Origin of the sequence: Streptomyces sp. WM6386, assembly GCF_000972385.1 — a bacterium.
Lineage (GTDB): Bacteria > Actinomycetota > Actinomycetes > Streptomycetales > Streptomycetaceae > Streptomyces.
In genome coordinates this window covers 29,533-41,750 of record NZ_JXTE01000070.1, presented here as the reverse complement: position 1 = coordinate 41,750, position 12,218 = coordinate 29,533, and the positions used below count along the sequence as shown (strand labels likewise).

At 70.4% G+C, this 12,218-nt stretch carries 13 protein-coding genes; 6 read left to right on the top strand and 7 right to left on the bottom strand.

Going from position 1 to position 12,218, the window contains the following annotated elements:
- The first annotated feature begins 1 nt into the window (after nt 1).
- The 3 genes from pucL (at nt 2) to TN53_RS32795 (ending at nt 4,102) form a co-directional block, all read left to right on the top strand.
- Nucleotides 2-949 carry a factor-independent urate hydroxylase gene (gene pucL, locus TN53_RS32805; protein ID WP_046262405.1) on the top strand — a complete coding sequence of 316 codons (948 nt, stop codon included), beginning with the start codon at nt 2-4 and terminating at the stop codon, nt 947-949.
- Nucleotides 950-1,085: 136 nt separating this feature from the next.
- Nucleotides 1,086-2,462, top strand: coding sequence for an 8-oxoguanine deaminase (locus TN53_RS32800; protein WP_046262404.1), 1,377 nt, complete (start codon nt 1,086-1,088; stop codon nt 2,460-2,462).
- A gap of 272 nt (nt 2,463-2,734) precedes the next feature.
- Nucleotides 2,735-4,102: a nucleobase:cation symporter-2 family protein gene (locus TN53_RS32795; protein WP_095046866.1), complete on the top strand. Its 1,368-nt coding sequence runs from the start codon at nt 2,735-2,737 to the stop codon at nt 4,100-4,102.
- A gap of 144 nt (nt 4,103-4,246) precedes the next feature.
- Here TN53_RS32795 and TN53_RS45805 read toward each other — a convergent pair whose 3' ends face one another.
- The gene (locus tag TN53_RS45805) at nt 4,247-4,384 is read right to left on the bottom strand and encodes a hypothetical protein (protein ID WP_420719148.1); all 138 of its coding nucleotides are present in this window, start codon (nt 4,382-4,384) and stop codon (nt 4,247-4,249) included.
- Between the two features lie 17 nt (nt 4,385-4,401).
- A complete protein-coding gene (locus tag TN53_RS32790) occupies nt 4,402-5,193 on the bottom strand; it encodes an AraC family transcriptional regulator (protein WP_046262402.1) in 792 nt (263 codons plus the stop codon).
- Nucleotides 5,194-5,287: 94 nt separating this feature from the next.
- Here TN53_RS32790 and TN53_RS32785 point away from each other — a divergent pair, with 94 nt between their 5' ends.
- A complete protein-coding gene (locus TN53_RS32785; RefSeq protein WP_046262401.1) occupies nt 5,288-6,142 on the top strand; it encodes an SDR family oxidoreductase in 855 nt (284 codons plus the stop codon).
- 140 nt (nt 6,143-6,282) lie between these two features.
- Here TN53_RS32785 and TN53_RS32780 read toward each other — a convergent pair whose 3' ends face one another.
- Nucleotides 6,283-7,728: an MFS transporter gene (locus TN53_RS32780; RefSeq protein ID WP_046262400.1), complete on the bottom strand. Its 1,446-nt coding sequence runs from the start codon at nt 7,726-7,728 to the stop codon at nt 6,283-6,285.
- 92 nt (nt 7,729-7,820) lie between these two features.
- On the opposite strand from TN53_RS32780, the gene TN53_RS32775 reads away from it, so the two are divergent.
- Nucleotides 7,821-8,222 carry a winged helix-turn-helix transcriptional regulator gene (locus tag TN53_RS32775; protein ID WP_046262399.1) on the top strand — a complete coding sequence of 134 codons (402 nt, stop codon included), beginning with the start codon at nt 7,821-7,823 and terminating at the stop codon, nt 8,220-8,222.
- 68 nt (nt 8,223-8,290) lie between these two features.
- Here TN53_RS32775 and TN53_RS32770 read toward each other — a convergent pair whose 3' ends face one another.
- The 4 genes from TN53_RS32770 to TN53_RS32755 form a co-directional block, all read right to left on the bottom strand.
- Entirely contained in the window at nt 8,291-8,923 is a 633-nt protein-coding gene (locus tag TN53_RS32770) for a hypothetical protein (RefSeq protein WP_046262398.1), read from the bottom strand.
- A 70-nt stretch (nt 8,924-8,993) separates the two neighbouring features.
- On the bottom strand, nt 8,994-9,593 hold the full coding sequence (locus TN53_RS32765; RefSeq protein ID WP_046262397.1) for a histidine phosphatase family protein: 600 nt from the start codon (nt 9,591-9,593) through the stop codon (nt 8,994-8,996).
- Nucleotides 9,594-9,625: 32 nt separating this feature from the next.
- Nucleotides 9,626-10,222 (bottom strand): serine hydrolase, encoded by a 597-nt coding sequence (locus TN53_RS32760; protein ID WP_095046864.1) that lies wholly within the window; start codon nt 10,220-10,222, stop codon nt 9,626-9,628.
- 65 nt (nt 10,223-10,287) lie between these two features.
- Nucleotides 10,288-11,496: a pyridoxal phosphate-dependent aminotransferase gene (locus TN53_RS32755; RefSeq protein ID WP_046262396.1), complete on the bottom strand. Its 1,209-nt coding sequence runs from the start codon at nt 11,494-11,496 to the stop codon at nt 10,288-10,290.
- A gap of 87 nt (nt 11,497-11,583) precedes the next feature.
- On the opposite strand from TN53_RS32755, the gene TN53_RS32750 reads away from it, so the two are divergent.
- The gene (locus tag TN53_RS32750; protein WP_046262395.1) at nt 11,584-12,213 is read left to right on the top strand and encodes a winged helix-turn-helix transcriptional regulator; all 630 of its coding nucleotides are present in this window, start codon (nt 11,584-11,586) and stop codon (nt 12,211-12,213) included.
- Nucleotides 12,214-12,218: the final 5 nt, after the last annotated feature.

Genomic DNA, 12,218 nt, shown 5'->3' with positions numbered 1-12,218 from the left:
AATGACACTCAATTCCCGCCCTGCCCACCCTGTGATCCTGGGACAGAACCAGTACGGCAAGGCCGAGAACCGAGTCGTAAAGATCACGCGGGACGGCGCCACCCATCACATCAAGGACCTCAACGTCTCGGTCGCGCTCTCCGGCGACATGGACGAGGTCCACTACTCCGGCTCCAACGCCCACGTCCTGCCGACCGACACCACCAAGAACACGGTGTACGCGTTCGCCAAGGAACACGGCATCGAGTCGGCCGAGCAGTTCGGCATCCACCTCGCACGCCACTTCGTGACCTCGCAGGAGCCGATCAAGGTCGCGCGGATCCGTATCGAGGAGTACGCCTGGGAGCGCATCGCCGCCTCCGACGCCAACTCGCAGTTCATCGGCGCGGACGAGGTCAAGCACTCCTTCGTCCGCAAGGGCCAGGAGACCCGGGTCACGCAGATCACCTACGACGGTGAGAAGTGGGAGGTCGTCTCCGGCCTCAAGGACCTCGTCGTGATGAACTCGACCAACTCCGAGTTCTGGGGCTACGTCAAGGACAAGTACACGACGCTCCAGGAGGCCTACGACCGCATCCTGGCCACCCAGGTCTCCGCGCGCTGGCGGTTCAACTGGACCGACGACGAGCAGCGGATGCCGAACTGGGAGAAGTCCTACGAGCAGACCAGGAAGCAGATGCTCCAGGCCTTCGCCGAGACCTACTCCCTCTCGCTCCAGCAGACCCTCTACCAGATGGGTTCGCGGATCATCAACAACCGCAGCGAGATCGACGAGGTGCGCTTCTCGCTCCCGAACAAGCACCACTTCCTCGTGGACCTGGAGCCGTTCGGGCTCAAGAACGACAACGAGGTGTACTTCGCCGCCGACCGGCCCTACGGCCTGATCGAGGCGACGATCCTGCGGGACGGCTGCGAGCCGAAGATCCCGGTGGACCTCACCAACCTGTAGACCGCAACTCCATATCGGCACCCGCGGTCGGCGGGGCGGGCTCACTCATGAGGCTCCCCGGCCGCGGTACTCAAATCCCCGGGGTCCTGCCGTGCCCTCTCCACATCAGCACACCCTCAGGACAAAGGGGCGAACCATGGCAGCAGCCCAGCGCATCGTCATCGAGAACTGTTCGATCGCGACCGTCGACAACAACGACACCGAGTACGCCGACGGTTACGTCGTCATCGCCGACAACCGCATCGAGGCGCTCGGCTCGGGCAGGGCCCCCGAGGGCCTGGAGAACGTCGTACGCCGTATCGACGCCTCCGGTCATCTCGTGACCCCGGGTCTGGTCAACACGCACCACCACTTCTACCAGTGGATCACCCGGGGCCTGGCCACGGACCACAACCTCTTCGACTGGCTCGTCGCGCTGTACCCGACGTGGGCGCGCATCGACGAGCAGATGACGTACTCGGCCGCGCAGGGCTCGCTGGGCATGATGGCCCGCGGCGGTGTCACGACCGCCATGGACCACCACTACGTGTTCCCGCAGGGCTCCGGCGACCTGTCCGGCTCGATCATCCGCGCCGCCCGCGAGATGGGCGTCCGCTTCACCCTCGCCCGCGGCTCCATGGACCGCAGCGAGAAGGACGGCGGCCTGCCCCCGGACTTCGCCGTCGAGACCCTGGACGGCGCCCTCGCCGCGACCGAGGCGACCGTGACGGAGCACCACGACTCCTCCTTCGACGCCATGACCCAGGTGGCCGTCGCCCCCTGCTCGCCGTTCTCCGTCTCCACCGAACTGCTCAAGCAGGGTGCCGAGTTGGCCCGCCGACTCGGCGTGCGCCTGCACACCCACGGTTCGGAGACCGTCGAGGAGGAGCAGTTCTGCAAGGAACTGTTCGGCATGGGCCCGACCGACTACTTCGAGTCCACCGGCTGGCTCGGCGAGGACGTGTGGATGGCGCACTGCGTCCACATGAACGACTCCGACATCGCCGCGTTCGCCCGGACGAAGACGGGTGTGGCCCACTGTCCTTCGTCGAACGCCCGTCTGGCCGCCGGTATCGCACGGGTCCCGGACATGCTGAAGGCCGGCGTGCCGGTCGGACTCGGCGTCGACGGCACCGCCTCCAACGAGTCGGGCGAACTGCACACCGAACTGCGCAACGCGCTCCTCATCAACCGCCTCGGTGCGCACCGGGAAGCGGCTCTGAACGCCCGCCAGGCCCTGCGCCTCGGGACGTACGGCGGCGCCCAGGTCCTCGGCCGCGCCTCGCAGATCGGCTCGCTGGAGCCGGGCAAGCTCGCCGACCTGGTGCTGTGGAAGCTGGACACCCTCGCCCACGCCTCCATCGCCGACCCGGTCACCGCGCTGGTCTTCGGTGCGGCCGCCCCGGTCACGGCCTCCTTCGTCAACGGCCGCCAGATCGTCGAGAACAACCGTCTGCTGCACGTCGACGAGGACGCGATCGCGCGCTCCACGCGGGAGCAGGCGCAGCGCCTGGCGAAGATCGCCGGTCACTGAACACCGTACTGAAGTACGGCACTTGACTCCGGCCGGGAGGGACGGCTCCTGGCCGGCAGCCGTGAACCCGAGCGGGGTTCATGGCGGCCGTGTCCGGGGCGTGCGCCACACGCGCGCGCCCCGGAACGGTCTCCGCACCTCTTGTACGTCCCCGTCCTCCGGTCCCTCCCCCACTCTCGACTTCGCTCGAGCGGGAGGTGCCCCATGCCCGCGCACCACCTCCAAGAAACCCACGTCAGAGCCGACGTGTTAGCTGACCCGGAGGAACAGCCGTGACCGCCCATCCCGTTGACGAAAAGCTCCCCGCACTCAAAATGGCCACCACAGGCCTCCAGCACGTGGCCGCCATGTACGCGGGAGTCGTCGCCCCGCCCCTGATAGTCGGGGCGGCCATCGGCCTCTCCGGAACCGAACTCACCTTCCTGACCGGCGCCTGTCTCTTCACCGCGGGCCTCGCCACCTTCCTGCAGACCCTGGGCATCTGGAAGATCGGTGCCCGGCTGCCCTTCGTCAACGGCGTCACCTTCGCCGGCGTGGCCCCGATGACCGCGATCGTGGCGTCCACCGACGACAAGTCCGACGCACTGCCGGTCATCTTCGGCGCGGTGATCGTCGCGGGCCTGCTCGGATTCATAGCCGCCCCCTTCTTCAGCAAAGCGGTCCGCTTCTTCCCGCCGGTCGTCACCGGCACGGTCATCACCCTCATCGGCATCTCACTGCTGCCGGTGGCCTTCGGCTGGGCGCAGGGGCCCAACCCCGCGGCGAAGGACTACGGTTCGACCACCTATCTCGGCCTGGCGGCCGCGACGCTCGTCATCGTCCTCCTGCTGCGCCGCTTCACCCGCGGCTTCGTCAAGCAGATCGCCGTCCTGCTCGGCCTGGTCATCGGCACGCTCATCGCGATCCCGTTCGGTGTCACCGACTTCGGCCCGGTCGCGGACGCGGACGTGGTCGGCTTCCCGACGCCGTTCCACTTCGGCGCCCCGCAGTTCCAGGTCGCCGCGATCGTGTCGATGATCGTGGTGATGGCGGTCTCGATGACCGAATCGACCGCGGACATGCTGGCGTTGGGTGAGATCGTCGACCGCCCGGCCGACGAGAAGACCATCGCGGCGGGCCTGCGCGCCGACACCCTCGGCTCGGCGATCAGCCCGCTCTTCAACGGCTTCATGTGCAGCGCCTTCGCCCAGAACATCGGCCTGGTCGCGATGACGAAGATCCGCAGCCGGTACGTCGTCGCCACCGGCGGCGCCTTCCTGGTGCTGATGGGCCTGTGTCCGATGGCCGCCTCGCTCATCGCCGTCGTACCGCGTCCGGTGCTCGGCGGCGCGGGCGTGGTCCTGTTCGGATCGGTCGCGGCGAGCGGTATCCAGACCCTGGTCCGGGCCGGTCTGGACAAGGACAACAACGTCCTGATCGTGGCCGTCTCACTGGCCGTCGGGATCATCCCGATCACGGCGCCGGAGTTCTACCACGCGTTCCCCGAAACGGCGAAGATCGTGCTCGACTCGGGGATCTCGACGGGCTGCGTGGCCGCGGTGGTGCTCAACCTGGTCTTCAACCACCTCGGCACACAGCGCGACGCCCAGGACGTCACGCACCCGATGGAAGCCGGCGAGGAGATCGCGCCGGCGCACTGAGCGCTCCGCGGGAAGTGCCGCGATGCCGTCGGCCGTCCGCGGCGCCGTCGTGGCTGGTCGCGCCCCGCGGCGGAGCCGCATAGTGATACGGCCCCGCGCCCCTTCAGGGCGCTGCCGAACCGTACAGGACCTCACCCGACCCGCTTAGCCGACCGTGCAACTGTCCCCGTACACCTTCCACTTGAGCGGTGTGTCCAGGTCGAGACTGCCCTTCTGGAGAAAGGCCTGTTGGGCGGTCTCGACCCGGCAAGTCACCGTGAGTTGCTGTCCGGCCCGTGCCATGAGGTGCGCATCCGCGTTCAGGGGCGCGGGCTTGCCTGGCAGGGGGTGGCGGCGGGGAGTCGGCCGGTGAAGTACGAGCGGGGCGGGACGCCCATCAGGGCGCGGAAGTCCGATGTCATGTGCGACTGGTCGTAGTAGCCCGTGGCGGTGGCGAGTTCGGCCCAGGGAGCTGTCGTGGCGTGGGTGAGGACCGCGTGCACGCGGTTGATGCGGGCGTAGTGCTTGGGGGAAAGGCCCACCCCTTCCGCGAAGAGGTTGCGCAACTGGCGCTCGCTGACGGCCAGTTCGCGGGCCACCTGGCTGACCTGCCCGGGGGTGCGGCCGATCCGCACCGACATCGCGTCGACCCCGGCCCGCACCAGCTCGGTGCGGTCGGACGTGCTGGTGAGCCGGTCCGGCAGTACGTCCGCCAGATGGGCCGCCGTCTGCTCGGGGGCCAGCCATCTCAGGTCACGGCCGAGTTCGCGTGCGATGCTGCCCGGCAGTTCGTCCAGCGGAACGACCCTCCCCACCAGCTCGACTGCCGGAACACCCAGCAGGGGACGGGCCGTTCCGGGTGCGAGGCGCATCTCCACGCAGGAGGCCAGGGCCTTGCCTTCGTGGTAGGAAGCCCGGACCCGAGGACCGACGGCTATGACGTCGCGGTGCCCGCTCACTCCCACGCGTACGACGATCTTCGTGCCGACGTCCGGGAGATGGACGAACGACTCCTCGGGCGGGCCGACGGCGGCCACGGTGCTGATCCCGGTGATCCAGGGACGCAGGGCCTCGGGCAGCGCAAGGGCCTGCTCGGCGCGGGAGTTCGTCACCCCTTCACCGTAGACGAGCGCACGGCGCGAAGGGCGGGCGAACCGTGCCGGAATTTCCAAGAGCCCGGGCCCCTGTCCGGCGCACGGTGGGGACATGATCCTCGTTACCGGTGCCACGGGCACCATCGGCAGTGAACTCCTGCGACAGCTCGCGGCGCGCGGCGAGAAGGTCCGCGCCCTGACCCGCGACCCGGCGAAGGCCCAGGTGCCGCCGGGGGTGGAGGTGGTACGCGGGGACTACCTCGACCCCGGCTCCCTGGAGGGCGCGACGGCGGGTGTGACGGCCGCGTTCCTGCTGGGCGCACCCGGTCCCGGCTCACGGCACGACCAGACGCTGGTGGAGGCCGCGGCCGCGGCGGGCGTCCACCGGCTGGTGAAGCTCTCCGCGATCGGGACGGGCGATCCCGGGGTCGGTCCGTCCGGCGACTGGCATGTGCCCGGTGAGCAGGCGGTGCGCGACAGCGGCGCCGAGTGGACGATCCTGCGGCCCTCGACCTTCGCCTCGAACACACTGAGCTGGGCGCAGGCCGTCGGGCAGGGCGAGCCGGTGCCGAACATGACCGGTGACGGACTGTCCGGGGTGATCGATCCGCGAGACGTGTCCGAGGTCGCGGCCCGGATCCTCGTCGACGGCGGGCACGCGGGGCGGACGTACACCCTGACCGGCCCCGAGGCGATCAGCGTCCCCGAGCAGGCCGCCGTACTGGCCTCGGTCCTCGGCCGGCCGGTCACCACGCGTGATCTCTCGCCGGACGAGACCCGCGACCACCTGCTCACCGCGTGGGGCTTCGACGAGGCGCAGGCGGCGGGCATCCTGGCGGGTACGGCCTTCGTGCGCCGGGGAGGCAACGCGGTCGTCACGGAGGTTGTGCCGGAGGTGCTGGGCCGGTCGGCCCGGACGTACCGGGAGTGGGCCGAGGACCATCGGCAGGCGTTCGCCGCGGGGTGACAGGATGGCGCGGTGGCGGATAGCGGGGGCCCGCCACCGACCCCGGCTGCGGAACCGCGCCCCCTGAGGGGCGCGGGGCTGTATTCATTTGCGGCTACCGCCGCGTGGGCGCGATCAGCCCCCACCGGCCCGCAGGTTGGTCACCGTTGCCCAACGGAGTGGCGTCGCAGCACCCCCGCCGCCAGCACCAGCGCCGCCACCGCGATCCCGGTCCCGACCCCGAACGCCAGCTGATACCCCTCGGCCGTCGCCACGAGGCGCCCCGCACCGCCGTCGACCAGCCTCTCCGTCCGGCTCGCCGCCAGTACCGACAGCACCGCCAGCCCCAGCGAACCACCCACCACCTGCGTGGTGTTGAACAGTCCGGACGCCAGCCCCGCGTCCTCCTCCCGCGCCCCCGACATGGCCAGCCCGGTCAGCGCGGGCATCGCCGCGGCGAACCCGGCGCCGAGCAGGAGCAGCGACGGGAGTACGTCGGTGACGTAACCGCCGTCGACGGGTGCCCGGCTCAGCAGGGCCATGCCGGCGACGATGAGGACGAGCCCGCTGAGCAGCACCGGGTACGCGCCGAACCGCCCGATGGTCCGCGCCGACAGGCCGAGCATCAGCGCCCCGATCACGATCGGCGCCGGCAGGAACGCGGTGCCGGTGGCCAACTCGCCATAGCCCAGGACGCGTTGGAGATAGAGCGCGGCGATGAACTGGAAGCCGTACATGGTGGCGATCATCAGGATCTGCACGGCGTTCGCACCGCTCAGCACCCGGGAGCGGAACAGCCGCAGCCGCAGCAGCGGGCGGGCGGTGCGCGCCTGACGGACGGTGAACGCCACGAAGAGCGTGACGGCGAGGGCGGCCAGAAGGAACGTCGCGGTCAGATCGCGGTCACCGGCTCCGACGATGACGTAGACCGTGAGCATCAGGGCTCCCGTGACCAGCGTCGCGCCGGGATAGTCGGCACCCTTCCCGAGCCCCTCCCCGCTGTCCGGGGCCAGGACACGGGACGCCGCCAGCAGGGCGACGATGCCGATGGGGAGGTTGATCAGGAAGATCCAGTGCCAGTTCAGGACCTCGGTCAGCGCCCCGCCCAGGAACGTGCCGAGGGACGCGCCGCCGGCGCCGACCGCGCTGAACACCGCGATGGCACGGGCCTGTTCGCGCGGCTCGGGGAACAGGGCGACCAGCATGCCGAGGACCACGGCCGAGGTCATCGCCCCGCCCACGCCCTGCAGGGCACGGGCCGCGATCAGCACGCCCTGCTCGGTCGCCACCCCGCACAGCACGGACGCCGCGGTGAACACGGCGAGCCCCGCGGTGAACATCCGCTTGCGGCCCACGAGATCACCGAGCCGGCCGACGAGCAGCAACAGCCCGCCGAAGGCGATGAGATAGGCGTTGACGACCCACGCCAGGCCCGAGGCCGAGAAGCCGAGGTCGCTCTGGATGGCCGGCATGGCGACCGTGACGATGTTGCCGTCCAGGACCGTCATCAGCGTCCCCGCGCACAGGACGACAAGGGAGGCCCAGCGGGAGTACGTTCGCTGTGTTCGGTGCGGTGTCCGGCTACGGGACTCGATGATGGCCGTCATGGCGGCGTTGCCTCCGGTCTTCCCTTGGTGCACGACTTGTAACGGGGTTTATCGTGGGTGACCATGGAGGCCGGCCGTAAGGAGGCAGTCCGATGTCCCAGAGGAACACCGGTGTTACCGTCCAGGCAGTGAACGCGCACGCCTGCCCCGTCCGCGAAGTTCTTGACAGGGTCAGCGGCAAATGGAGCGTCCAGATCCTGGTGGCCGCCGCCCACGGGCCCATCCGCTTCACCGAGTTGGAGCGCAGCATCGAGGGCATCAGCCGCCGCATGCTGACCCTGACGCTGCGCAACCTGGAGCGCGACGGTCTGGTGACCCGTACCGTGCACGCGACGGTCCCGCCCAAGGTCGAGTACGAACTCACCACGGCGGCCCGGGAGTTGCACGAGACCTTGCAGCGTCTGACCGACTGGGCCGAGCGCAACAGGGTCTACATCGCCGAGTCGAGGGCCGCCTACGACACCGAGCACCAGCCGGAGCTGGTCGACGCATAGGCGTTCCTGCGGTGTGGCCAGTGCCTCGAAGCGCCCCTGAGGGTCCAGCCGCTGCTCCTGGTAGTGCCCTACACCCGTCGCGGGGAGGCCAGCACGTACCGGGCTCTGGTCCGCGGCTCGGTGTACTCGCCGACCTGCCAGCCCGCCCCCTCCAGGGTGGCCGCGCAGGCCCTGAGCGCGGCGGCGTCCGGCTCGCGCACGGCGACGGCCTCGGGCTGCGGGGTCACGCGCACCCGGTATCCCTCGGCGTCCTCTCCGGTCGCCGGACGGTGCCCGGCCGCCTCCAGGGCGAGCGCGGCGGCCTGCACCAGATGCGTGCGCTCCCAGCCGCAGGGCCGGTCCGTGGCCCCGTCCGGGTTTGTCATCCGGCGCAGCTCCAACAACCCCTGCCAGGCGCTGTGCACCTCCCGCACCCGTGCCGCACCGGCGGCCGGCGGATCCTCCTCGCCGCCGATGCGTGCGGCGAACACCCCGGCGGCCGAGGGTGCCTCGGGCTCCGGTGCGGGCGCCGCCGGTTCGGCTTCCCGTATCCGGTGCCCGGCCGGCGTCAGGAAGTGGTCGTGCGGCGGCCGGGGGTGCCGGAACGCGAGCCCGTGCTTCACCAGGGCCGCGAGCTGGGTCTCCGTACCCCTGAGCCGTCCGGTGACGGGATCGGCGCCGTCGATGACACGCCGCTGTGCGGCGGTCGGCGGTCGTGTCACGGCGTGCTCCTCCCCGTCGGCAGGCCGGTGGGACGGGCGATCACCGTGCGGCGATCAACCCACTCGAAGACTACGACGGGGGTCTGACATTCCACCCCGCCACCACCGGCCGCCCATGCTCCGTGCCCAGTCGGCACACCGTCCCCGTCGCCAGCTGGAACAGCGCCCCCTGCGACGCCGGCAACCCGAGCCGCCGCGCCGTCAGCACCCGCAGGAAGTGCCCGTGGGCGACCAGCAGCACCACGCCCTCCGTGTTGGCGAGGGCCGCGTCCACCTTGGCCAGGACCCGGTCGGCCCGGGCGCCGACCTGTTCCGGTGTCTCCCCGGGACGGTCCGGCGGCCCCGGTGCGACCCCGTCCGTGAACAGGAACCAGTCCGGCCGGGTGCGCTGGATCTCGACGGTGGTGATCCCCTCGTAGCCGCCGTAGTCCCACTCCCGCAGGTCGACGTCGACCCGGGCGTCGGACACCCCGATGAGCTGTGCCGTCTCGCGGGCCCGCTGGAGGGGGCTGACGAAGGCCGCGCCGATCCGGTGCGAGCGGATCAGCGGCACCAGGCCACGTGCTTCCGCCCGCCCGTGCTCGGTCAGCGGCACATCCGTCCATCCGGTGTGCCGTCCGGACCGCGACCACTCGGTCTCACCGTGCCGGACGAGAAACAGGTCACCCACGCCGTCCTCCTGCCATGCCTGTCAGCACGGTGTCATGCGGCGCGGGCGGCCCGCACGACGGACTCGGCCAGACGGCCGTTCTCGGGGGAGGCGCCCTCGCCGGACGGGAACGCGAAACGGCGCCGCGTGTAGGCGTACGCCACCCCGCTCCCCGGGTCGGCGAAGCCGAGCGAGCCCGTCGCGCCGCTGTGCCCGATCGTGTCCGTCCCGAGGAACGGGTACAGCCTGGTCAGACTCTCGAAGCCGAGCCCGAAGTGGTCCGGCTGCCCGGTGACCAGGTCCGTCCCCGGCGTCCGCGGTCCTGCGAAGGCGGCCACGGTCGCCGGCGTGAGCAGCGGCGGTCTCCCGTCCACCGTGCCGATCGCGGCGGCGTACATCCGGGCCACCCCGCGCGCGTTGCCCACCCCGCCCGAGGAGGCGGGTCCGAGGACGCGCACGGTACGGCTGTGGGTGGTCAGCGAGGAGCCGCTGATGTCCTTTCCCGCCCACAGGTCGACCACCTGCCGGCCGCCCACGTACGCCGCCAGCTGTGCGCCCGGGTCGTGCGCCTCCGCGGCGACGAAGGCGGCGAACTCCTCGCGCACGCCCTCGAACCCGTCGGCCACGGTGCCCCGCACGTCGTACGACATCCCGCTTCCCCCAGTCGTCGATCCCGTATGGAATCGATCAACAGGAAGTGGATGCCCGGCATTCCCTACTGCCGGTACCCGCTCAGGAACCGCCCGATCCGCCCGATCGCCGCCTCCAGGTCGATGGCGTGAGGGAGCGTCAGAATGCGGAAGTGGTCGGGGGTGGGCCAGTTGAAGCCGGTGCCCTGGACGACCTGGATCTTCTCCCGCAGCAGCAGGTCCAGGACGAACTTCTCGTCGTCGTGGATCTTGTACACCTTGGGGTCGAGCCGCGGGAACGCGTACAGCGAGCCCTTGGGCTTCACGCACGACACCCCGGGGATCTCGTTGAGCTTCTCCCAGGCCACGTTGCGCTGTTCGTACAGTCGCCCGCCCGGCACGGTCAGCTCGCGGATGGACTGGCGGCCGCCGAGCGCGGCCTGGATGGCGTACTGGGCGGGGGCGTTGGCGCACAGCCGCATGGAGGCCAGCATGGTCAGGCCCTCCAGATAGTCCTTGGCGTGCTGCTTGGGGCCCGTGATCACCAGCCAGCCCGAGCGGAAGCCGGCCACGCGGTACGTCTTCGACAGACCGCAGAAGGTCAGCACGACCAGGTCGGGGGCGAGGGCCGCGGCCGAGTGGTGCACGGCGTCGTCGTAGAGGATCTGGTCGTAGATCTCGTCGGCGAAGACCATCAGGCCGTGCCGGCGGGCGAGGTGGAGGATGCCCTCGACGATCTCCTTCGGATAGACCGAGCCCGTGGGGTTGTTGGGGTTGATGATCACGACGGCCCGGGTGCGGTCCGTGATCTTCGACTCCATGTCGGCCAGGTCCGGGTACCAGTCGGCCTGTTCGTCGCACAGATAGTGGACCGCCTTGCCGCCGGCGAGGGTGGTGACCGCCGTCCAGAGCGGGAAGTCCGGTGCGGGGATGAGGACTTCGTCGCCGTCCTCGATCAGTGCCTGCATGGCCATCGAGATCAGCTCGGAGACGCCGTTGCCGAGGAAGACGTCGTCGACGTCGACCTCCAGGCCCAGCGTCTGGTAGCGCTGCGCGACCGCCCGGCGGGCGGAGAGCACGCCCTTGGAGTCCGTGTAGCCGTGCGCCTGCGGGAGCATCCGGATCATGTCCTGGACGATCTCCTCCGGCGCCTCGAAACCGAAGAGTGCCGGGTTGCCGGTGTTGAGGCGCAGCACGCTGTGCCCTGCCTCCTCCAGCGCGTTGGCGTGCTCGATCACCGGGCCGCGGATCTCGTAACAGACCTCGCTGAGCTTGCTGGACTGCCGGAACTCCATGCGCTGCTGCCTCTCCGGTTTCTTGTGTTGCTTGGTTTTACCAAGTAGCGGCTTGGAAAGTCCAACGACTTGTCTAGACTGCGTCGCATGTCACCTCGCAGAAGCTACGACCAGTACTGCTCCGCCGCGCGTGCGCTCGACACCGTCGGCGACCGCTGGACCCTGCTGATCGTCCGCGAGCTGCTCGCCGGGCCGCGCCGCTACTCGGACCTGCACGCGGATCTGCCGGGCGTCAGCACGGACGTACTCGCCTCGCGGCTGAAGGACATGGAGCGGGACGGGCTCGCGACCCGGCGCAGGCTGCCGCCGCCCGGTGCGGCGAACGTCTATGAACTCACCGGACGCGGGCGGGAGTTGCTGCCCGTGCTGCAGGCGCTGGGCAGGTGGGGCGAGGCCGAGCTCGGGGAGCTGCGGCCGACCGACGCCGTACGGGCGCACTGGTTCGCACTGCCGCTACTACGCGTGCTGGAGGGGGAGGGGCTCGTCGAAGTCCGGCTGGAGGAAGGGCACTTCCATCTGCACGTCGGTGCCGAGGACGGGCCGGTGTACGGCGACGGGCCCGCGCCCGGGGAGCCCGACGCGCGGCTCGTCCTGGACACCGGGACCTGCGCGGCGATCAGCCGCGGGGAGCTGAGTCTGGAGGTCGCGCTGCGGGACGGTCGCATCGAGGTGACCGGTGAGGGGACCCTGGCGAAAGCCCTGAAGGCCCGCTGCTGAGCGGC